The organism is Neiella holothuriorum, assembly GCF_019457915.1.
GTDB lineage: Bacteria > Pseudomonadota > Gammaproteobacteria > Enterobacterales > Neiellaceae > Neiella > Neiella holothuriorum.
Genome location: NZ_JAHZSS010000014.1, coordinates 51,471 through 74,032, shown reverse-complemented (window position 1 = coordinate 74,032; position 22,562 = coordinate 51,471). Strand labels below are relative to the sequence as shown.

The following is a 22,562-nucleotide window of genomic DNA, read 5'->3' as shown; positions in this document are numbered from 1 at the left end:
CCATGGCCAACCAACAATCTGTTAACGCGCGCTCTGCGCGGCATCTAAATGAACACCGACAAATTAGTGAACAGCTAGCTTATGCTGGGGCTATTCCGTTTGTCATGTTAACCGCAGCACTCTTTATCCCTAACCAATTCGTGCCTGCTAGCGAATCGCAATTGCAACAAGCATTGATGCTTTATGGCTTGATTGTCGTGAACTTTGTGGCGGGCTCGGTGTGGGGGAGAGCCATTGATAACCCCGAGCGGCATCATCGTGGCAACGGTCAGATCTTTGCCATTGTCGTATCGTTGATTAGCTGGTTTGCTTTTGCGCTGCCAGCACATGCAGCATTGCTGGTGTTGGCTTGTTTGTTCGTAAATCTGCGCTTGCACGAAGCGTTCGGGATGAGCGGTGAAGATGGCGCTGAATGGTACGGCAAGGCAAGAAGTCGACTCACCGTGCTTGCGTCTGCCGTGCAGTGCCTTGCGGCTGTTAATTGATGCTTGTGCTCATTACTGGGGCTTCGGGCGCCATTGGCAGGTCGTTGGTGGATTACTATCAAGCTAGAAGTCACCAAGTGATAGCGGTTGTACGTGGCGAAGACTCAAGCCAGAACGATGATAACAGCATGTCAGTTACTTGGGTCGAGAACTGCCCGCCAGCTCGATATCGAGAGTTACTAAGCCCCATGTTTCAGCACCAATTACCTGATGCCGTGTTTCATTGTTGTGGTGTTTTGCATAATGAACGCCACATGCCGGAAAAAGCGTTGAAGCAATTCTCTGCCGAACAGTTTGTCGATAATTTTCAAGCCAACTGCCTGTCATCCATGCTGCTACTGCAAGCGTTAGAACCGTTTCTAAATCGCCAAAGCAAGCTTTCAATCATGTTACTGTCGGCCAAAGTTGGCTCTATTACCGACAATTACCTTGGTGGTTGGTACAGCTACCGCATGAGCAAGGCCGCGTTGAATATGGCGATTAAAACCGTCGCGATAGAATGGCAACGTCGCTTTCCGAAGGTGGTCGTCAACTCGGTGCATCCAGGGACGACAGACTCAGCATTGTCGAAGCCCTTTCAGCTTAATATTCCTCAACAAAAACTTGCCTCTTCTGATACAACCGCGACTCGCCTTGCTCAGTTGTCGCAGTCCCTTACGCCACAGCAAAGCGGTCATTTATTGTACTGGGATGGCAGCACAATCCCCTTTTGACCGGTAGCGATCACAAGAACCACAATAAATTTACGGAAATTATTCCCGATGGGAACTATATTTGATGTAATAGTTCCCATCGGGAATTCGTGGTCTATCCGAAAATGGATGATAAGTTAAAGCAAGAAGTACTGGCCAGGTGGATGAAAGACTGGCAGTTACGTAGTAAAGATGCGGCAGCAATACTCGCCGTGTCACAAAGCAAGTTAAGTGAATATTTAAGTGGCAAACGCAAGGTTCCGCGCTATGTCGTTAGCCATATTGATACGCTGTCAGTGCTGTCAAAGAAACAAGCGCAAGCTTTGATCAAACGCCGTACTGACAATAGGTAAATCTTATGGATTACGGTCTCTTGTTACATGTTGTTGTAGTAACAGGGCTGATAGTGTTTATCGCTATCGGTGCGATCGCTATGGGGCTAATCCTGTGGAGTACGGTGAACGGTATTCGAGAGATGGGCAGGTGTCGTAATAGCAACCAACTAGGGATGGATGTAAGCTTTTCTGATCTCCATGGGGATGCGGCAGAAAAGCCCAAGGTTGGTGGTCACCGAGCTTAATGAGGTATACTGTCGGCCTCGAACATAGGGGAATCGACACATGGCCAGAGCAAGAGCGCACGCCCTTCACATCCTTGTCTCATCTGAAAGTAAAGCAACTGAAATTCTTGAGAAGCTAAACCGCGGAGCCGATTTTGCCGGTATGGCTCGCCGCTTTTCAACATGTCCGTCGAAAAAGCACGGTGGTGATTTAGGCGAATTCCATAAAGGCGACATGGTTAAGCCTTTTGAACAAGCGGTATTCTCGGGTGAACTCTTTAAAATTTTAGGGCCCGTTAAAACTCAGTTTGGTTACCACTTAATCAAAGTGGTCGACCGTTCCCGCTAGCCTTCAGTAAATCTTCAGGGTTAAGCTGGCCAGCTTCGGTAAAACGGATCGCTGGCCATAACCCACCGGTGTCTAATTTAATTTTGACTTCATAGTCAATCGCTTTGAGCGGATCCCCTGACTTACTGATAAAAGACGTTGCCAGGCGCACGCTATCAAATAAGCTAAGTTGCGCAGGGAGTTCAAATTCTGCTTCGCCATATGCCGGCACGATCGGCAGATCAGAAGTGGCACCGGATACCACATCAAAATCATTCAGCGCTAAACTGTAGGCCGCGCCCGCCAGTTCAATGGCCCTATCATTTGGGTTGACCACTCGCAATGACAAGATAAACCTTGGCGCACTTTTTGACAGTTCAGGCTTAATGCCGGTCAATGTCACCGTTGGTGGATCGCTAGGCGGCATACTGGCACAACCTTGCATCAGTATTGCCAGTGCGAGTACTACCGGTAGGTGCAAAATTTTTCCGATCATAACAAGGTTTCCTATTGGCCAATATTGGCTCGCTTGTATCACATGGTTATGAAATGGCGGGCAAAGGTCAACTTTAGTTGGTCATAGAGAACGTAGGACTGATGTGCTAGTTTCAAGTCAATCGTTAGATGCCGAGTATTGGTTTCGGCTAGTTACTCCGCTTATTCAAGGAAGTGTTTCATGCATCACAAGAATGTGTTTTACGCGCTACTGTCTCGAATGCAGAACATTCAACGTTGGAGCAAATCCAACGCGACTCGTTCTGAAAATGTTGCCGAGCATAGTTTGCAAGTTGCTATGTTTGCTCACTGCTTGGGCCTGCTGCGCAATCACGTGTTTATTGATAAGCCTAAAATTGATGAAAACAAGTTAGCGACCATGGCCTTGTACCACGATGCGCCAGAAGTGCTCACTGAAGATGTAAACAGCTTGATTAAATATAGCGATCCTCGACTGCTGGATTTATGTCGCAAGATGGAAGGGATCGCATGCGATATGTTGATGAACTCGTTGCCCGAAGAATTAAAGCCTCACTTCGACGAACTACTCCATCAGCATGACGGTGAATTACATAAGTTTGTTAAAGCCGCTGACTTATTATCCGCTTATGCCAAGTCATTGTCGGAGCTGCGTGCGAACAACACCGAGTTTGCTGGTGCCAAGCAAAAACTCGACAAAGCGTTGCAGCCTTATCGAGATGAATTACCAGAAGTGAATTACTTTATGGAGCGGATGATGCCCGCATTTCAGTTGACTATCGATGAGCTCATGGACGGCGCCTACCTTGAGCCGGCTCAGCAAGAGAGTTTATTTTAAATCTGCCTAAGCCATTAACGGCAGCAATTTAGTCACTCGGTTGCTTGTCGGCTGCGGGCGGATCGTCTGTCGTGGTATCGCTTTGCTCGTTTAAAGCGGCTGGCGGTGGCTCGGCAGTGTTTCTTTCAAATAAGCTTTGCAGGGTTAACCAAGCATTACCAAGCGTGGCGTACCAAACTCGCTCAATTTGGTATAGATAATAGGGTTTCGGCACGAGATCTTGCCAAATCATTTCTCCTTGATCTGATGGTGACATCATCAGATGCTCACTTGGCGCAGGGATCACGCGAATACCCTGTTGAGTAAATAGCCGGACCGCTCGTTTCATATGCGTTGCAGATGTCACTAATACCGGCATGTCGGAAGATATGAGCTGGCGATAGGCAGCGGCTTCAGACTGGGTATCATGGCCTTGATTGACAACTCGAACAGCGTGTTTGGGAAGGCCAAGCGCAATTAAGAACTGTGCGCCAATCTCTGCTTGTGTTACTTGCCCCTGTTGGATTGCGCCGCCGGATAACAGGATCTGGGCGTTAGGGTGGAGTTGCCAAATCCTTAACGCTTCAACGAGTCGTCCGCGCGAGCAGGTATGTACTTGTGACGTAATAGGTAATAGCGGATCGTCATTGGCGTAGCAGCCAAGTACCAGAATCTCTTCTACAGGCCGCTTATCCGTTGCTGAATAGGCCGGATACAACCCCTCATGCTCAATTAGCCAGCTAGAAATGAACGGTAAAATCGTCACGCCCACCAGCAATAGCCAGCTTATGGTTAACGGCCAGCGTAGCCAGTTTGTTGATCGCTGCAACCAACACACGACTAAAGCCCACGTCAGCAAAAATGCACCAATCGGCATGGGCGCGAATATCAAGCCGACTAATTTCTTGAATGTAAAAAAGTCCATCGATCTCAGCTTAGCCTATTTGAATCGGCAGAAAGGTGTCGATTAAAACACATGAATTGAAGCAGTCAGCGGGAAATAACTCGGTCAAAACTATGGTGTGAGCAAAAAAGCGGAGTGCTACCGTAGTTGGTAGCACTACTATTATCGGAGTTACTGGTTAACTTGCGGTGACGCTAACCACCGAGTTTTCTTCGCCAGAGCCATTCGGACGATAGCTATCGGCTTCCCAGTCATTGTCATATTTCTCCGTGCCATCTTCTAGTACTAAGCAGTAACGGTATTCGTAATCTGCTTTGTCATCGGTTGGCAAATTAAGTGTGGTTTTGAAGTGTCCCGCTTTGAATTTTTTCATTGGCTCTTTGGCCCAATCAGTGGCTTCACACAGAAGGAACGCTTCGCTAGCGCCTTGTGCTGCTTCCGCTGATATCTCAAAGGTGACCTTAACGACGGGTTTTGATTTTAAAAATTGTTTTTTCGTGGACATGCTATGCCCTCCATGAACAGTAAATAGCAAGCAAAGTGGTTAGTAATTGGCCATGCAAGGCTCGCGCCGAATTCTAAACGGCCTTTATGACCTCATAATGAATGTGGTAACGCACTAAAAATAGACAATAAAATTCGTCTTTGCCTATTTTGGTGCAAATTGTTGTCGCAAAATCCAACTGGTAAAACTGGTTCTCAGATAAAAGCCCTTGGGCTGAGTCTGAATTAATTCGCCATGTTCACCAAATGCTTGAGTACGAACTGAGCCATTGGCTGCCTTGGGGCGAAGTTGCAAGTACTCACCAAAGTGAGCATTGATCTGAGATATTTGCCCCAAAGCCAATAGATCGGTGAGCTCTTGCCAATCTCTCTTGAGTACCTGCTCTTGCTCACCAGATAATTGCCATAAAAAAGGGCTGCCAATTTGCCGTTGCGCTGGCGACATCCCTTTATCGGCCAGTACGGGAACCCACAATACGTGGGCAACTTTTTTACGAAAACTACTGGTGTGCCATTGCTGTCGACTCGCATCAAGCATTGGCGCAACGCATACAAAGGTGGTTTCGAGTGGTTGGCCCGTGGACGAAATAGGTAACGTTTTTAATTCGACACCGAGTTCAGGAAAGTCCGGCTCAGGCTTCGAGCCTGCCGTTGCACCGAGTGCTAACTCAATCAACATGCCGCCCCAGCCTTTATGTCGAGAAAAGTCTGCCGGCACAGGCTGATCAAACTGATCGGCAAGCTCCGCCAGGCTTAAACCCGCGATCGCTTGGGCGCGAGCAGATAGTTGGTCAATAGATTCAGGTGCTTGCATGAATTCGATATCGCTAATGGTGGCTGGTGCTATGGTACGAACTTGAACTCAACTTGTCATCCTGAACAGAATCTGTGCAGCGTTCGCGAATGATTATAAACTTAATGCAACTTATTGATTAATAATATTTAAAGCAATTAAATAATGTTATCACATATGCTTGTTAGCTAGTTATTCACAGAACAAGTCACAGTAACCTTGGATAAATACTAAAACCCGATCAATTCCCCCTAAAAAACAGCTTGAATCAGCATGTAAATCGTGATCTCAAGGAACATTTGTTCGCATTTTAGCCGCTTTCTGTGTGTAACTTTGACGTTGGATAGATCTTGTTCGCCTTAAGTTATGAACAATGATCATTTGATCGTTTGGATAAGTGGGCAGGCAAAAATATTTAATAAAAACAATTGAGTGAGGGTTGAGTTGTCTATCTTTAGCTAATTTTTATGGCGATCATTAAACGTTGTATGACTGCTTATTCTGATTTATGCACACTGTTATGCACAGGTCGTGTGGCTAACTTGATCGCTAAAAGTGATCTGTGAATTATTTTTGTGTGCATAACTTTTAAACTTTCGGCATTTTATTCACAGGTGGCGCGTGAAACCTTTGTGAGAGCTGGCTCAAAGCACAGCATAATAGGATTGCCGAGGGATGACGTTTTGTGGAACAATCGGGCCATTCGATATTCACTCAGGATACTGAGAGTGATTGATTCCGACGGCTATCGTTCAAACGTCGGGATTATCATCTCCAATCAAGCAGGGCAAGTGCTATGGGCTCGTCGTATCGGCCAGCATTCATGGCAATTTCCTCAAGGTGGGGTCAATGAAGGTGAAACCCCTGAGCAAGCTATGTACCGAGAGCTCTACGAAGAAGTAGGGCTTAGCCGTGAGCATGTAACGATTATTTCGGTTAGTCGCTCATGGTTACGTTACCGCTTGCCGAAACGCTTGATTCGTGAAGGTTCTAATCCCGTCTGTATAGGACAAAAACAGCGCTGGTTCTTGTTGCAATTAACCAGTAATGATGACGCAGTAAATTTGGAGGCTAGTGGCCATCCCGAGTTTGATGAATGGCGTTGGGTTTCCTATTGGTACCCAGTGCGACAGGTCGTATCATTCAAGCGCGAAGTATATCGTCGCGCGATGAAAGAATTTATTGCGCCGCTTCAACAAATGATTAGGGATGGGCGACCGTCTAAGGATAAGCGCCGGCGGCGCAGGCGACCTCAAGCAAATGCCAATTAACATGCTGCAAACCCTGCGCAAAATCGTGCAGGGCGTCAATCAAACTGAAGCGCTCGATGATGCGCTTCAGTTTCTTGTTTCTCACACCAAGCAAGCATTGGAAGCGCAATGTTGCTCGGTATACCTCGCGAATGCTGATGGCGGTTATTTTACGCTAATGGCCACTGATGGCTTGGCAAAGTCATCGGTTGGTAAAGCGGTCATTGGATTTGAAGAGGGCTTGATTGGTTTGGTTGGCCAAAAAGAAGAGCCAATCAATTTAGCCAACGCGCATTTACACCCCCGATTTAAGTACATTCCTGAAGTGGAAGAAGAGCAGTTGAATGCTTTTCTTGGCACGCCGATCATTCATCAGGGCAAAGTCCTTGGTGTTCTGACTATTCAACAAGCCGACGAGCGGCAATTTTCCGAACAAGAAGAGTCGTTGCTTATTACGTTGTCGGCTCAGTTAGCCGGCGTGTTGGCAACAGCCAAAGCCCGTGGCCAATTAACGACGCCAGCAACAAAGCAACATCGCATGGTTGTGCTTCAAGGTGTTGCGGGCTCGCCAGGCATTGCTGCGTCTCCAGCCTGGGTAGAACGTGTCGTTGTCGACTTAGCTGATGTGATAGAAGATCAACATCAAGATTTAGCTGCGGAATTAGAACGCTGGCAAGCTGCCGTGTTGCAAACGCGCGAATACATTGAACGATTGAGTTTGCGCCTTGGCGAGTCGATTGAACAAGATGCGCTGGCTATCTTCGATGTTTATCAACACATGCTCGATGATGCGTCCATTAGCGGCGCCGTTGAGCAGCAGATCCGAGAGAATGCGACCGCTGAAACCGCACTGGTGCGCGTTGCGAAAGAGTACATTGCGCAGTTTGCTGCCATGCAAGATGGCTATTTGCGCGAGCGTGCCTCCGATGTTCGCGATTTAGCACAGCGTTTACTTTATTTTCTACAACAAAAACGTCACGAACAAACGGAGCTAAAACAGCCGATTATCTTGGTTGCCGAAGAGGTCACCGCATCAATGTTGGCGTCAATCCCACGTGAAAAACTACTGGGGATTGTCTCGCTCAGAGGCTCAAGTAATTCTCACGCGGCAATTTTGGCGCGTGCAATGGGGATCCCTGCGGTGCTCGGTGTTGCCGAGCTGCCACTGAAACGTTGTGCTGGCCGCGAACTGATTGTTGATGGATACAGCGGGCGCATTTACTTATCTCCGTCGCAAACCGTACGTGATGAATACTCTCGGCTGCTGCAACAGGAAACTGAGCTGCAAGTTGAGTTTGAAAAGAACCGCGAATTGCCAGCGGCAACTGCCGATGGCAGCCGACTATCGGTCATGATCAATGCGGGGCTTGCCGCCGATACCGAGCATTATGGCGGCGGCGCCGATGGTGTTGGCCTGTTTCGAACTGAAATTCCGTTTATGATCCGCGATAAGTTTCCATCGGAAGAGTTTCAGTTTCAGACGTATTGCAACATCCTCAAACGTTTTCCTGATCAGCCGGTCACCATGCGTACACTGGATGTGGGCGGTGACAAAGCCTTACCGTATTTCCCTATTCGCGAAGAAAATCCGTTTTTAGGATGGCGTGGTTTGCGGATGACGCTGGATCATCCTGAGATCTTTTTGGTTCAATTGCGCGCCATGCTCAAGGCGCATCGCAAGTGCCGAAATCTACGTATTATGTTCCCGATGGTGACGCAAATAGCCGAATTGGCGCAGGCGAAAAAGCTACTGTTCAAAGCACACTCAGAAATGCAGGATGAATTGAACGATCATTTCCCGCTGCCTCAAGTCGGGATCATGGTGGAAGTGCCGGCCATGCTTTATCAGCTGCGAGCTGTGGCGGATATGGTTGATTTCATCTCCGTTGGTAGCAACGATTTGACTCAATATTTGTTGGCCGTGGATCGTAATAATCCTCGCGTTGCCAATTTATATGATGAGCTGAATCCGGCGGTACTGAATGCGCTCAATTCGGTGGCCCAGCAGTGTCGTCAGTATAAGCTCGAATTTTCTATTTGTGGTGAGCTGGCGAGTGATCCGCTCGGTGCGATTTTGCTGGTTGCGATGGGCTATAAAGTGCTGAGTATGAACGCGGCCAATATCGGCCGAGTGAAGTGGGCGCTTGCTAAAGTGAGCATGGCGCAATGCCAACACATGCTGCAAAAAGCGCTGAATTTGTCGAGCTCCGACATTATCCGTAGGCAATTATATGTCGACATGGATTCCTATGGTTTAGGTGCTCTGATCCGGCCGGGCCAGTAAACACTCGCCGTTACAATCCGGCCGTTTTCTTATGAAGTTGCCATGCTATGATGGCGACCTTTGATGAAGTCACTCAATTGGACGAATAACAGATGCTCACGGCATTGATTACCTTCCCGCAAATCGACCCCATTTTATTTGAACTCGGCCCCCTGAAACTCCGTTGGTATGGGCTGATGTATTTAGTCGGATTTTTAGCCGCGATGTGGCTTGGTAACCGCATGGCTCGGAAGCCGAATAGTGGCTGGACCGAGCAGCAAGTAAGCGACTTATTGTTTTACGGCTTTTTAGGCGTGATTTTAGGTGGTCGCTTTGGTTACGTGCTGTTTTATCAATTCAGTAGCTTTTTAAGCGATCCGATTTACTTATTTCGTATCTGGGAAGGCGGAATGTCCTTCCACGGCGGCGTACTTGGGGTCATGACCGCAATGGCCGTGTTTGCGCGTAAGTACCACAAATCTTATTTGGCGGTGGGTGACTTTGTTTGCCCGTTACTGCCAATCGGTTTAGGGGCAGGCCGTTTGGGTAATTTTATTAATGGTGAACTGTGGGGCCGCCAGACCGACTTATCTTGGGCCATGATCTTTCCTGCTGATCCATTAGCATTGCCGCGCCACCCATCGCAACTGTATGAGTTCGCGTTAGAAGGGGTCGTGTTGTTTTTCATGCTGTGGTGGTTTGGGCGTAAACCTCGTCCTGCAGGCACCATTGCGGGCCTATTTCTACTGGGATACGGCGCATTCCGATTTATCATTGAGTTTGCTCGTGAACCGGATGCACACTTAGGCATACTTCAATTGGGCATGAGCATGGGCCAATGGCTATGCCTACCGATGATATTCGGCGGCCTTGGCCTGATGGTGCTCGGTTATCGCCGTTCTGTATCAACTGCTGAGCGAGGAGAAAAAGCATGAAGCAGTATTTAGATCTTTGCCAGCGCATTGTTGACCAAGGCCAATGGATTGAAAACGAGCGCACTGGCAAACGTTGCTTAACCTTGATTAATGCTGATTTGGAATACGATGTAGCGAATAATCAGTTTCCGCTGATCACCACACGTAAAAGTTACTGGAAATCAGCGATTGCTGAGTTTCTTGGCTACATTCGTGGTTTTGACAATGCCGCAGACTTTCGCGCCCTTGGTACCAAAACATGGGACGCCAATGCCAATGACAACCAAGCTTGGTTGAATAATCCTGTGCGTAAAGGCACCGACGATATGGGCCGAGTTTATGGTGTGCAAGGCCGAAGTTGGCAAAAGCCGGATGGCAGCAACCTTGATCAGCTTGCGAAGATCGTCAGCAACTTAAACCAGAAAAAAGACGATCGCGGCGAGATCTTAACCTTTTATAACCCAGGCGAATTTGATTTGGGATGTTTACGTCCCTGCATGCATAGCCACACGTTCTCGCTGTTGGGCGAGACCTTGTACCTAACCAGTTATCAACGCTCGTGCGATGTACCGTTAGGGCTGAATTTTAATCAAATCCAAGTCTTCACCTTCTTGGCCTTGATGGCACAAATTACCGGCAACAAACCGGGCAAGGCGTACCATAAAATCGTCAACGCCCACATCTACGAAGATCAATTGCCGATGATGCGAGATGTCCAACTTAAGCGCGAGCCATTCCCGTCTCCGCAACTGAATATCAATCCTGATATTAAGTCGCTGAAAGACTTAGAAACTTGGGTCACCATGGATGATTTTGAAGTGGTTGGCTATCAGCATCACGATCCGATTCAGTATCCGTTTGCGGTTTAACCGTGCGAATATGGAGCGCTCAATAACCCTTTCCGATACAGGTAGAGCAAAAATTAGGAAATCATCACAAGGTAATCAATTTTTTATTGAAGTAGCTAAAAACTAAGTAACCCCATATTGCCATTGACCAGCCCAGATGGTCGGGGCTATAACTTGTTCGATGGTTTAGTTTGATACTTAGTTAATACCACGGGGGAGGCTGATGGATTGTGTGGTTATGCCTCTCTCGCTTTATGCGTAAAAGGACTCATTAAATATGGAAGTTAAAACTAAGATTGTTGGTGTTATTTTAGGCGTCGCTGCTTTGTTGATTTTTGTGGGCAGTTCTATAACGAGCCCCGACTCCTCTGTCCCAACTAACGAAAAAGTCATTGAGACTAAGCTCGATGCAGCCTTGAGTAATTCCAGCCAAAAAGCACAAACACCAGTATCCACAGTGGAGCAAGCCGCTCTAACTGATAGCTCTTCAATGGATGACTCTCAGCAGATTAGCTCACAGCGTTCGATAGACGCCGACTCAAATACTCTGATGAATTCGGAGATTTTTGATTCTCCAGAGCAGCTAGACTCAGCATATATTAATGATGATGAAAGCCTTAACCACAAAACTATTGAGTCGTCGTTTTCAGTCAGTAGCTTCAATGATCTAATTGGTAAGATTCGTTCTTCTGACGATACCGTTAGCTCTAGTGAACGTGAAATTTTGTTAGCAGATGCTATTGCGAAGCGATTCGGCTCCGAAGCATATAGTGAGGATTATTCGTGTGCGGGGCGGGTGTGCGCTGTCGCTTTTTTCTTTGATCATATTGAAGAGTCTGAGCTTCATCAGCTTGGTGAGTTCGCATCAAATTATTCATTTGTTAAGGTTCAACAGAATGAAAATGGCGACAATGTATTTAAGGCTATTTTTATTGAAACCGATGACCCTTCGTCACTTGTTTTACACTAGTTGGATAATTGTTGGTTTGAACGAACAACTTATTGGCTTGGGTCAGATCACGTAAACATTAACATAGCTTGGTCAAAGTTAGCCCATTAACCTTCAGGGTTAACTTGGCCACGTCTTTTGCTTTTTGAGCTTCCCATCATTCTTACTGAGTCTTTAAGTCCTAACGTTATCGACGCTCCCCAAAACATCGCTGTTAATACGTTGATGAAAATGATTTTTCGCATGTCATTTTTTTCGATTAGAGCCGTGTTTTTTTCTTTTATTTCAACTATGCCGATAGGTTTGGTTAAACTTCGTTTGCAATAACCTCAAGATCAGCAAGAGTTAAGCTGGCAGACTCGGTGACTCATTGCTTCTCAATAAAAGGATGGAAATTGGAGCAGCTTAACTTCGTCAACTTAATTCAGGCTGGAGCCGCCGCCGTTGGTATTTTAGGTGGATTGCTGTTGTGGTCTACCAAGGGCAAGGAGTATCGAGGCGTTTCCTTACTATTGTTGCTGACGGCGATTGCTTCGGTCATCAACATTCTTGAAGAGTCGGGTATTACTCGAGATATCTATCTGATTAGCCCAGTCTTTATTATGTTGTTTGGGCCGGCTACTTATCTGGCGATTAAGTTCCTCATCGACAAACGATTAGCATCGATTCAGCTATTACATCTAGTGCCAGTTTTTCTATTTGTTGGCTTGACGCCCTATCTGCAACTGGTGATTGCCTTGGGCACGATGTGGCGCTTGGCCTATGCACTTCTAACGGTACAGTTATTATTGCAATACAGACGTTGGCTCGATGAGCAGCGCTCGGATTCAGATGAGTTGTCGCTCAACTGGCTGGTTTGGATTTTGTTGCTGACCGCTGGCTTCAATCTTGTCGATCTAGTTCGGCTTAACATCCAGCATTGGCTTCCTTATCAACTCAATGTGCTCGGCCAAGCGGTAAACAATGCCGTTTGGTTAATTGCTGCCATGGTGATCATCATTAAGTTACAGCAGCAGGCCAAAGTCCCCAGCCACCATTCACTGAATCTAGCAACCAACAGTGAACAAGGGGGAGCGGCTGAGTATGGTACGATTTTTACTGAGCTGGATCAGCTAATGCAAACGCATCGGTGGTACTTGCAACCTCGGCTGTCTTTGAGTGATGTCAGCCGCCAGACAGGATTACAGTCGAGGGATATTTCCCGAGCCATTAATCTACACGCCGAAAAATCTTTCAATGAATACATCAACAACTACCGTGTTGACTATGTCTGTAACGAGCTGACCAGCAATCAGCCAAAGTCATTGTTAGAGATTTCTGCTGATGCAGGATTTAGCTCGAAAGCGTCTTTTAACAAGGTCTTTAAGCAGTTCACCAAGCTAACGCCAAGCCAATATAAAGCTCGTCAGCACGTCTAAGATCATGATTGTAGACCCGTAAAAACAAGGGGTTGGACGATTCGGGGTCACAATGGCGGTAATTTCTAAAGCTCATTATTAAGGAGCTTGGCATGAAATTACTCTATATCATTTTGCTGTTATCGGTATCTGCATGCAGTGGTCAACCCAATGCAATTGAGCAGACACAAACCAGTTTTGTTTTAACCAACGTCAATATCATTGATGTTGGAGGGCAAACGATTCATCGATCCAAAAACATCTCGGTCAGTAACGGAATGATCGAATCCATATCGGATTCCGACACACTTAAAAATACGCCTGTTCGAATGGTGATTGATGGTGCGGGTGGTTACGTCACGCCTGGGCTAATTGACATGCATGTACACATGTATGAAAAGGCGGCTTATGTACTGACCTTGAGCCATGGAGTCACTCATGTCCGAGTAATGAATGGCGTTCCAGAGCAGCTTGTTTGGCGAGACAAAATCAATTCTGGCGATCTCATAGGCAGCACATCAACGGTGAGTAGCCCCATCATCTCGGGTTACATGAGCGCGCATTTGCATCATGGCGTGGCAACTGGGGAGCAAGCTAGAAGCGCGGTCCGACAGTACCATGCCGACGGATATGATCTGATTAAGGCTTACGGCAACTTAAGCGTGCAGTCCCTCGAGCATTTAATCGATGAGGCGCAATCACTGCAAATGCCTGTTGCTAAACACGGCCCTCATGGTTCCGGGAATATGCATGTTTCAGTGCTCAATGGATTGCAATCGTTTGAGCATGTTGAAGATATTTTTCAAGGGCCACTTCAATATCAATTCGATGAAGAACGCCTAGGGCCCGTTATTGCCGATATTAAAAAGACCGGCGTTCCCATCACGCCAACGCTCAATGTTTATGAACAGCTAACCAGATTGAGCCGGGACAAGGACAATTTCTTAAATGAAATTCCAACGGATTACACTTCCGATATCATCGCTTGGGAAGCATCGCGAAATCAGGTCAAACGCTGGCTAAATGCCTCTGAAAAAATGGCAGACCATAATGAAAAAGTCTTGGCGTTTCTTAAGTTAATCACCAAATTTCTGCAACAAGATGGCGTGCCTTTGTTGGTGGGTTCCGATTCTGGGGTATTGCTGTCGCCACACGGTTTAGCAACTCATAATGAAATGCGCTTATTACAGCGATCTGGGTTAACCACCTATGAGGTATTGGCTGCAGCCACAGTTAATCCGGCTAAGGCGCTAAAACTTGAAAAGCAGCTAGGCAAAATCGAAGCTGGCTATCGGGCAGATTTTCTCTACTCGCAGGCGAACCCAATTGACGACTTAGCGGTATTAGCTGAGCCTAAAGCGGTTGTGAAAAGTGGTCGTTGGTATTCGCGTGAACAACTGGAAACAATGCGAAATAACGCGATTGAAGGGCGGAGTTTGTGGCAAGAATTGAGCGTGCTGATAGATGCTATTTGAGCATGCCGAAGAAGCTCATGTTGAAGAAACTCATGTCGAAGAAGCTCATGCCTTCCCAAACCGCTCCGCTCAGAAACCCGCAAGCAAAAGCGAGGCCTCACTCTTGCGAGTAGGCCCATTTCTTTTTTGAAAATCCAGTTTGCGCTTTGCCCTCGCTCAACCCGCAAATCAACACCCTGTCGGCAAAGCTAATTAAGCGCATGAGGATGACTACAACATTGCGGCTGAGATCAGTTCGCTTGGGTGAAATCACTCATTGCGGTGCGGCCTTGCCACTGTTTAAGCAACGGCCAGATCTGCCCTTGGCGTTGTACAGGAATGGTCACCGCTTTGACTGCGTCATGGCCCAAGCGCTCTTCTAACTGCTGCAAATACAGGCTACGAATTGGATGAGGCTGATGGTGGCGCTGAATGATGCCGTTGGGCTCTTGTTTACTCCACTTGCCTCGGTGAATTTCACCCGTAATGCCGACAGCCCAATTCATCGCATGAGGAGGGGCCTGGACAATATACGATTCATGATCGCTATTCCAAAACAGTTGTTGGGCACCCGCCCAGCCATGGCCTGATCCTGAATTCATACGGTTTTGTACGTTTAATTGTGCGCCCTGAGTGTTGTCATACAAGGTGCCTGTTGCCCAACGGTGATGGGGGCCTGAATCATTGTTACTGTCTACCGCGGTACAATCTAAAAACACATTCGGGCCACTGACCCTAGAGCCTGTAACAAAGGTGTGGCGTGCTTTTAAGGCGAAGCAGCGTTGGAATAAATTCAGCGAGCCATCATTGATATTAAAGCCGTAATGGCGACCGCCGGTCACTCTAAAATTCGGCTCGACAAATGCGATATCTTGCAGCGTATTAAAACGGCTACCGATGTGAAGGTTATAGGCGTGGGAAAAGTACTTCACCGTCACATCGCGCACCCAACTGTGCTGGACTTCACGCAGTGTGACGCCATAAAAACCACGATGTTCATCGTTTACATTATTGCGAGTCACTGTACGCAACTGAATGTTTTCCAATCCCACTTGCGTTAGTCGGCCCGATACATCGATACGATACACATAGCCGCCGCCAAATTGCGCATCAATTGCATCGACCATAGGAATGTCGAATGCTAGGCGATCACCTTCAATGGCGGTAATCGTGCGCTCAAAAGCAATGGTGTAGCGGTCTGCCTGCCATCCAAACTGTTTGGTATTAAGCCCTGATTTACCGGTCCAAACCTCGTTAGGTGTGCGTACCACCGCAATTTCATCGCCAACTTGATAACCAAGCGTAGAGCTGACTTGCACTTGGTTAGAGCCGACAGGGACGAGCGGTTGAACGATAAGAGTGTTCCGCTCGTCTGGAGCCGCTTTGGGAAGGCGCCCAGAGCCTTTGCCTCTGAACGTTAGCAAGGTGCTTCGGTGGTCGGTGCTTGTGGCCGTAAGGATGGTGCCGTTATCGCTCTGGCCTTCTCCTCGAATAATCACGCCGCTTGCGCGCACCATGAGCGGTTGATTGACCGAGTAATGACCTTTCTCGAGCAATACCACTCCTCGATAACCTTGGCTATTGAGTGGTAAGCGAGAGACTTCATCAATCGCCTGCTGGATTTGTTGGCTATTGTCGCCCGTTTGCGGCGTTAATGTTTTGGCGATGGGCAACTCATCGTAGGCGGGTAGAGCAATGCCGCCTTTATGAAAGCCAGCATAAGAAAAGTCGGGCAGCAGATGAACACGTCGATCATCTTGACGGTTTGCATAGCGCCCATAAGTTAGCTGCTGGTTTGCCGAACCAAGAGCGACAAGCGGTGCGGATGGCGAATCATCAACTTGGCGGCCATAAAGGCTTATGAGCTGTTGCGTGTGCTGGCTGGTTGCTGATTCATTGGCTTGCTGAAGCGGTTGGTTGTGGCTACAACTGGCAAGAACAACACAACAAAGTACTAATCTCGCGTGGGCTAGTCGATTAGATGCTTTAAAAGAAAAATTGAACACGGCTAATTCCATCCGCTCAAGTGAGAGTGCGTAGTCACTATAAATGTGTCTGCGATGCACGCCAGCGGTCATACCAATAATTGATGCTGTATCGGCGAATGTGGAACGCCTGCCGCGCATAAAATCGGGGCATTGATTTTGGTGCTCCGGTTAGCACACAAGATTTGCGCCATTTCATGTTAGAGCTACGGCGCTCCTACTCGTAGAGACGTTTCCTTTAAATGTGAACCAGTCAGCTAGCTTCAACATTCTTTGCCGTATTGTTTCTATGTTGAAATCTACTTGTGTGATGTTTTTGAATTTTATGATCTAAATAAAGACTTTATTATTGAACTTAATTAAAGTGCTGGCGGTCAATAACATCGTTATTCGCTGGTGAACTTTAGTCATTGGTGGAGCAACAGATTCATTTCAAACAATTTGGATTAAGGACTTATTATGCAAAAAGGAATTTTGGCGGCCGCAGTTTGCCTAGCGCTTAGTGCCTGTGGTGGTAGCAACTCTTCAAATGTAGAAAGCGTCGAAGGAACGGCGTTCGAACTCTTCTCAAATTCGGTCGATTCTTATTTTACCCTCGCAGATATTGCACCAAGCGAGCAAACGTCTAGCAATGTCGCCACTCTTTACTACACAACGTCAATTACCGTTAGCTTTGATACCGATGGCTATTTACGCACACCGCAAAACTATTATGTATTGAGTGTGCCCGCCAACGCCGATGGAAGCGTGGATTCTGAGGCTCTGGCGTCGGCGCAAGCGGTTCAGGTTGATTTTGATGGTGATTCAACTGCTCAGGCAACTTCTATAATTGAAGCCGAATTCAGCTTGCCTGCTGATTCTTCGGCTATTGGTGTGCCTTTTGTGGAAACCGATGACTGTGGCTTTGAAAGTGATTCATATACTGCCACTGACAGAATTTATGCTTATGACAGCTTAGGAGAAAGCCACAACGTTGACCTTTTCTTCGCCAAAGTTAGTGACGATACCTTTACGTGGGAAGTTCGTGCATTGATTGATTGTGTGGAGCTAACGCCCGTTGAAGCGCAAGTGCTTGATTTCAACGAATCAGGCGAGTTAGATATCGACGATGCGGATTATGACGGCTCAGTTACCTCCGGTGGCGGTTTATTGGAGTATGAAGGCGTACTATTCGACAATGGTTCTGATGAGCTATTTTTGTCTCTTGATTTATCGGAATCTATCGCGCTTTTTGGCGTGTTTGAACTTATCGAGCTGGAGCAAGATGGCGTTCAGTTCAATCAATACGATTCGATGGACATCGAATCCAATGGCTTAATTCGACTTCACGCCTATGGTGCTGAGCGATATGTGAGTCAGTTGCTAATGGCTGGTTTTCAATACCCTGAAGACTTAACTGAAGTGTCAGAGGGCGTATGGATGAGAACAGGAGATTCGGGCCAGTTTCATCACGTCGCTGGCGGTGACATTCAGCCCGTTACTTATTCTGAGTAATTGAAAGCCAACCGTAAACAATCAAAAAGGCAGCCTAACGGCTGCCTTTTTAAATGATTTTGTCATGTGAGTTTCTAACGCGCTTTTGTCCACTAATGTGCTGGTTCAGCACGGAACAGCCCCAACCTACAGTGCGATGTAACGGCTGACTTTTTTCGTGAAGGGTAGGCTGGTTCAGCGGCTGCCTCTAGTCAAATGTTAGGCTGCCAAAATCAACTGAAAAATCGACACACCAGACACTTAAACTATCAAGGTCATCTAAGCTTTTCCCTTGTGGTAGTGAGACTTGCAAGGTGTCATTACTAAACACTGTGCCGGTTAGTCGCTCGCCAATGATAAAGGCGTCGGGGCTATCAAACTGGCTGTTTAGCGCCGCGTAGAAGTAAACTTCAGGGCCTTCGCCATCGTAATCGAAGTTTGTTATTTCGATGGTGCAGTTATCGATAAAAGTGGCAGTACCAGCAACGTTATGAGAATAGGTTTGAAAATGACCACTTTGGCCAACTTTTGCATGGCCATTGCCGCAATTACTGACGAAGTTAATGTTGAGTTCATCTAAGCTTTGCTGAAAATGAAAGGCTGCATCTTGCGTAGTAACCATGTTATTTGCGTCAAGCGACAAATCCATAAGTAATTGCTCATACGACTCGTTGCTAAAATCAGAGTCCAATCCCGTTGCCATCGTATGAACTGCCTCGGTAAGCACGATGCCATTGGTTGGATCTTGATCATTGTCGAGCGATTGCAGCAGCCGTATCAGGTTAATAACTTGATCGTCGTAGATGTCTTCAGTGGAAAAGATATCAAGCGGCGTTATTAGGTTAGTGGCCGTCACTTCAGGGAGCGTAATACTGCCAATTGAAAAGGTTACCGTTTCATTAAGTTGATAGCTAAATTCGCCATCTGCATTCGTTTGACCTTGCTGAGTTGCCGTTTGATAGCTCAAGCCAATAACTGCGGAGTCGATAAAGCGGCCAGTATAAATTGTAGGGCTTTCGGTTTGTGCTGCATTAGAGGAGGTCGATTCGCTCCCACCTCCACCACCACAAGCGCTCAACATTAAGCTTGAGATGAACAGTCCAAGATAAGCTAATAGTTTATTGTTCATAATTTATTGCCAGTTGAATGAATGTTGCTCTAACTTGACCCTGATTTGCATCAGGGTTCTGACTAAAGAATCAAACCCTTTGAGCGTGCAGGATTCACCTTGCTGACAATTGAGACCGAGGTAATTGATAAAATATTTCGGGAAAGGACGATCTGCCCTTGTTTGGTGTGGGCGTTGTTAAACAATGCAGACTTCAACAAGCTGCTTTCCTGTCTACTTTGCTATTGCCGAATAGGTCGCTCGGTAGGTCCTTCTCAATGACTGACTCTCAAGATCCACCGTGGTAACTCATAGAGATCCAGAAACGTGCTATGCCTGCTAAAACGGAACGGCCTCAAAATTTGTTTCGATTTCCTTCGTCCGTACTGAAGTATCGAAGTATAAATAGAAAAGCCGTCATTCAGTGCTATCGATTCTCTAATTCTGATGAATTTGTTCCGGTTGATTCAACTCAATAATCTATTGAAGTCTGGAAGGTAGTTTTAGATCTCAGGATAGGTGCGTTTTTCAATACATCCTACGGGCTTATTGTTCTAGCACCGTAGATTACAAAATAGGGATGTTTTAGATGAAGTTAGTTCAGAAAGCTTTTGCGTTTTGCATACTTATATCGCTGGTTTCACCATCGCACTCGGATGATGGCGAAGAAATTTCACATTTAGAAAAAGCAAACCAACTCTTCACTCAGACTCACCAGATGACCAAAGGTAAAGCCTTAGTTGAGCAGATTTCGATCGTCGAAAAATTTGCTCAACAACATGCTGATGACTTCTTTATCTATAGCATGTTAACGCAAGACCTCAGTTGGCGTTATTCACGAGCAGGGCTTCATTCCAAAGCCATTGAAGCGATGGATGCGACATATGGTAAGGACGAGGGAGAAACGAGTGAAATAGCAAATTACACGGCAGTGCCAGCCGCTCCAGAAATACTAAAACTCGCTAGCAACTACCCAATCTTGATGCTAAATGAAGCACATCATAATGCTCAGCACCGTGTTTTCACTTATCGATTACTCGATAAACTATGGGATGAGGGCTTTCGCTATTTCGCAGCGGAAGTGTTTCTTCCTGAGTGTGAACAAGAGCTTGAAAAAGCGTATGTAACTCCAAATTGTGGCTTTTATTCTCAAGAACCAATCTTTGCCAATCTCATTTTGAAAGCTAAAGAAATGGGGTTTCAAATCATTAGCTATGACAATGATTTGCCAAATAAGAGCCAAACCACTGAGGAGCGGGAAACCAATGCGGCGTCAGTGATTCAGGGTAAAGTATTTGCAAAAGATCCTGATGCGAAGCTCGTTGTTCATGTTGGCTACGCGCACATCAATGAGAAAGACTGGCTGGCTGGCAAATTATCGCAATTAACTGGTTTGGAAATACTGACGGTCAATCAGGTCTCGCACACCGAAAGAAGTCGACAAGATTTGGAAAGCCCTATCTACAAACATGTCGCTAAAAATTTATCGAGTGAGCCCGTTGCGCTTTCTAATGGAGAAAAGTTTTGGTGCGAGCCAAAAAAAGAATGCGATATTGAAGTCTTTTGGCCAAGAACTCGATTTCACAATAATCGCCCAGAATGGGCTAGCTTGGGTCGTCATTCCATAGAAATGGACTCATCGATTTGCAAAGGCAAAGCACCTTGCTTAGTGGAAGTTTTGTTACATGATAAAGCAGATGAAGTTCCTTCTGATCGGATTGTTATTGATAAGGCCGATGGAGCAACTTCTGTATTTCTTCAACAAGGACGCAACACGGTCATTGTTACGGGGGCAGATGGCTCCCAGTTGTCCAAAAAAGAACTCGATATATAAATACTAGCTCGTTGGAATTTAATGCGTTGAACAATTCACAACAATAAAAGCTTAATATCAAGGATGGTGCCGGTGAATGTAATCTTTCAATTAGTTCTATTGCCAATGTTTGCCGTGTGGTCAATATTCTCGTTCGCAAGTGAGAGTGACCTGCCATTATCGGAAAATGATATTCATCGAATCGAATACCCTCCCGGAATGCAGACTCACAGTGCAGCTACTTTTGGTGAACAAGGTATTACTCTCATTTATGACCACTTTGATGGTTATGACTGGAAGAAATACGGTGGCAGACTGAAATACAGCCAACTAAAGATAGACAAAAGCTATATCTCAGCATCTAAACCAAAGCCGATTGAGCAGGACGCCACCATAAAGTTTAGAACTGAAGTAAGTAGCGTCGTGCATAGTGGAGCCGAGTGGTTTTACTTTGTGGAGTCAGAGTCTACTTATTTTAAGCCAGCTACCATCTTTAGAGCACGATGGCAGAGTAACCAGCTAGTTCATAAGCAACTACTTTCATTATCCACACCAATTGCTGCGGCTAGTTCCCCCAAATGGTATTTGTTAGACGACTCGAAAGTTGCGCTGGTTTACCGCTCTAAGCCTTACCCAGGCTGTTGTTCGTTGTTGATAGCTATCAGCAATGATGGCGTTAGCTTTGGCGAGGCGGTTGAGATTGGCAGCGTTGGCTCAATGCCTGCGCTCGCGCAGTTTTCCTCTGCGGAGCTGATTTATACTTTCCAAACTCAGTTTACTTATCAGGGCGGCGACAAGCACGGAATGAGAACTCATTTTAGGTTGTCGTCAAATCAAGGTAAAAATTGGACAATCGAAACTCCCATTACTGATCGCGTAGAAGAGGTCCATGATGCAGCCCCTGTTCAGCGAAAAGATGGTCTGGTTGATGTTTACTACTCTTCCATCGATAGCAAAGAAAACGAGGTGTTTTCTCTTTGGCGACGATGTGTATCTTCCACTGGTGAGTTGGGACCCGAAGAATTAGTTATTGAAAAGCGCGTTGGTAATATTGCAAAGGTCTCACCCCATCGCTTAAAGGATGGCTTGTTGCTCATCACGTTTGTAGAGCAAGGAGAAGTTTTTGGAGAGGTTGACCATAGCTTGCATGCTGCTAGGTTACATCACGACTCAGCATGTGGTTTATAAAATGGCTATTATCTAGGTATCATAGTGCTAATGTGCATTAGCTTTTTATATTCTTAGTTGATGGCCAATTTCTAAAGCGAAAATGTCCGTAAATGCATTAGCGGTGGCCTGTTTCAAACCGTCCTTGCTATAACTTCCCGCGTTAGTACCTAATTCTTAGTGAGCTAAAGCACTCCTCGGTATCAGGTGTGATCAAGCGTTAGCCGATAGTTGCTGTACGATATGTGGCGCTCTCAAAGAAACCAAAAAAATCACAAACTAAGTGGCCACAAAAAATCTCACTATGCCACTAAATCTCAAGCTTATTCTCCACCACTCACTGTTATAGTTTAAATAGTAAAAGGATCCGTTGGCTGTAAGACAT

General features: G+C 46.4%; 22 protein-coding genes. 16 read left to right on the top strand and 6 right to left on the bottom strand.

Annotation, left to right across the window (positions count from 1 at the left end; all coding sequences use genetic code 11):
* Window positions 1-2 precede the first annotated feature (2 nt).
* The 5 genes from K0504_RS12075 (at window position 3) to K0504_RS12055 (ending at window position 2,085) form a co-directional block, all read left to right on the top strand.
* Complete coding sequence (locus tag K0504_RS12075) at window positions 3-485, top strand: DUF3429 domain-containing protein (RefSeq protein WP_220104449.1); 483 nt, start codon at window positions 3-5, stop codon at window positions 483-485.
* Window positions 485-1,198, top strand: coding sequence for an SDR family NAD(P)-dependent oxidoreductase (locus K0504_RS12070; RefSeq protein WP_220104448.1), 714 nt, complete (start codon window positions 485-487; stop codon window positions 1,196-1,198). The genes K0504_RS12075 and K0504_RS12070 overlap by 1 nt, the downstream gene beginning before the upstream one ends.
* Before the next feature lie 104 nt (window positions 1,199-1,302).
* Window positions 1,303-1,530 carry a hypothetical protein gene (locus K0504_RS12065; protein WP_220104447.1) on the top strand — a complete coding sequence of 76 codons (228 nt, stop codon included), beginning with the start codon at window positions 1,303-1,305 and terminating at the stop codon, window positions 1,528-1,530.
* Window positions 1,531-1,535: 5 nt separating this feature from the next.
* Window positions 1,536-1,757 carry a hypothetical protein gene (locus K0504_RS12060; protein ID WP_220104446.1) on the top strand — a complete coding sequence of 74 codons (222 nt, stop codon included), beginning with the start codon at window positions 1,536-1,538 and terminating at the stop codon, window positions 1,755-1,757.
* A 40-nt stretch (window positions 1,758-1,797) separates the two neighbouring features.
* Entirely contained in the window at window positions 1,798-2,085 is a 288-nt protein-coding gene (locus K0504_RS12055; protein ID WP_220104445.1) for a peptidylprolyl isomerase, read from the top strand.
* Here K0504_RS12055 and K0504_RS12050 read toward each other — a convergent pair.
* Window positions 2,060-2,560 (bottom strand): LEA type 2 family protein, encoded by a 501-nt coding sequence (locus tag K0504_RS12050; protein ID WP_220104444.1) that lies wholly within the window; start codon window positions 2,558-2,560, stop codon window positions 2,060-2,062. The genes K0504_RS12055 and K0504_RS12050 overlap by 26 nt on opposite strands.
* A 180-nt stretch (window positions 2,561-2,740) precedes the next feature.
* Here K0504_RS12050 and yfbR point away from each other — a divergent pair, with 180 nt between their 5' ends.
* Window positions 2,741-3,376, top strand: a complete 636-nt coding sequence (gene yfbR, locus K0504_RS12045) for a 5'-deoxynucleotidase (protein WP_220104443.1) — start codon at window positions 2,741-2,743, stop codon at window positions 3,374-3,376.
* 28 nt (window positions 3,377-3,404) lie between these two features.
* On the opposite strand, the gene K0504_RS12040 is transcribed toward yfbR, so the two are convergent.
* From K0504_RS12040 to mutH, 3 genes are all read right to left on the bottom strand, one after another.
* Window positions 3,405-4,280 (bottom strand): ElyC/SanA/YdcF family protein, encoded by an 876-nt coding sequence (locus tag K0504_RS12040; protein WP_220104442.1) that lies wholly within the window; start codon window positions 4,278-4,280, stop codon window positions 3,405-3,407.
* A 157-nt stretch (window positions 4,281-4,437) separates the two neighbouring features.
* Window positions 4,438-4,764: an isoamylase early set domain-containing protein gene (locus tag K0504_RS12035; protein ID WP_220104441.1), complete on the bottom strand. Its 327-nt coding sequence runs from the start codon at window positions 4,762-4,764 to the stop codon at window positions 4,438-4,440.
* A gap of 144 nt (window positions 4,765-4,908) precedes the next feature.
* The gene (gene mutH, locus K0504_RS12030) at window positions 4,909-5,577 is read right to left on the bottom strand and encodes a DNA mismatch repair endonuclease MutH (RefSeq protein ID WP_220104440.1); all 669 of its coding nucleotides are present in this window, start codon (window positions 5,575-5,577) and stop codon (window positions 4,909-4,911) included.
* A gap of 707 nt (window positions 5,578-6,284) precedes the next feature.
* Between mutH and rppH the strand changes: the two genes are divergently transcribed.
* From rppH to K0504_RS11995, 7 genes are all read left to right on the top strand, one after another.
* Complete coding sequence (gene rppH, locus K0504_RS12025; protein WP_220104439.1) at window positions 6,285-6,827, top strand: RNA pyrophosphohydrolase; 543 nt, start codon at window positions 6,285-6,287, stop codon at window positions 6,825-6,827.
* Entirely contained in the window at window positions 6,817-9,090 is a 2,274-nt protein-coding gene (gene ptsP / locus K0504_RS12020) for a phosphoenolpyruvate--protein phosphotransferase (protein ID WP_225918105.1), read from the top strand. Before rppH ends, ptsP begins: the two co-directional genes overlap by 11 nt.
* Before the next feature lie 92 nt (window positions 9,091-9,182).
* On the top strand, window positions 9,183-10,004 hold the full coding sequence (gene lgt / locus K0504_RS12015; protein WP_220104438.1) for a prolipoprotein diacylglyceryl transferase: 822 nt from the start codon (window positions 9,183-9,185) through the stop codon (window positions 10,002-10,004).
* Window positions 10,001-10,852 (top strand): thymidylate synthase, encoded by an 852-nt coding sequence (locus tag K0504_RS12010; RefSeq protein ID WP_220104437.1) that lies wholly within the window; start codon window positions 10,001-10,003, stop codon window positions 10,850-10,852. Before lgt ends, K0504_RS12010 begins: the two co-directional genes overlap by 4 nt.
* Window positions 10,853-11,108: 256 nt before the next feature.
* On the top strand, window positions 11,109-11,801 hold the full coding sequence (locus K0504_RS12005) for a hypothetical protein (protein WP_220104436.1): 693 nt from the start codon (window positions 11,109-11,111) through the stop codon (window positions 11,799-11,801).
* 374 nt (window positions 11,802-12,175) lie between these two features.
* Window positions 12,176-13,198, top strand: a complete 1,023-nt coding sequence (locus K0504_RS12000; protein WP_220104435.1) for a helix-turn-helix domain-containing protein — start codon at window positions 12,176-12,178, stop codon at window positions 13,196-13,198.
* 92 nt (window positions 13,199-13,290) lie between these two features.
* Complete coding sequence (locus K0504_RS11995) at window positions 13,291-14,652, top strand: amidohydrolase family protein (RefSeq protein ID WP_220104434.1); 1,362 nt, start codon at window positions 13,291-13,293, stop codon at window positions 14,650-14,652.
* A gap of 230 nt (window positions 14,653-14,882) precedes the next feature.
* Here K0504_RS11995 and K0504_RS11990 read toward each other — a convergent pair whose 3' ends face one another.
* Window positions 14,883-16,637, bottom strand: coding sequence for a hypothetical protein (locus K0504_RS11990; protein WP_220104433.1), 1,755 nt, complete (start codon window positions 16,635-16,637; stop codon window positions 14,883-14,885).
* A 438-nt stretch (window positions 16,638-17,075) separates the two neighbouring features.
* Here K0504_RS11990 and K0504_RS11985 point away from each other — a divergent pair, with 438 nt between their 5' ends.
* Window positions 17,076-18,110, top strand: coding sequence for a flagellar basal body FlgE domain-containing protein (locus tag K0504_RS11985; protein WP_220104432.1), 1,035 nt, complete (start codon window positions 17,076-17,078; stop codon window positions 18,108-18,110).
* A gap of 187 nt (window positions 18,111-18,297) precedes the next feature.
* Here K0504_RS11985 and K0504_RS11980 read toward each other — a convergent pair whose 3' ends face one another.
* Window positions 18,298-19,218: a DM13 domain-containing protein gene (locus K0504_RS11980; RefSeq protein WP_220104431.1), complete on the bottom strand. Its 921-nt coding sequence runs from the start codon at window positions 19,216-19,218 to the stop codon at window positions 18,298-18,300.
* 568 nt (window positions 19,219-19,786) lie between these two features.
* On the opposite strand from K0504_RS11980, the gene K0504_RS11975 reads away from it, so the two are divergent.
* Complete coding sequence (locus K0504_RS11975; RefSeq protein ID WP_220104430.1) at window positions 19,787-21,031, top strand: TraB/GumN family protein; 1,245 nt, start codon at window positions 19,787-19,789, stop codon at window positions 21,029-21,031.
* Between the two features lie 63 nt (window positions 21,032-21,094).
* Complete coding sequence (locus tag K0504_RS11970; protein WP_404823006.1) at window positions 21,095-22,198, top strand: hypothetical protein; 1,104 nt, start codon at window positions 21,095-21,097, stop codon at window positions 22,196-22,198.
* Window positions 22,199-22,562: the final 364 nt, after the last annotated feature.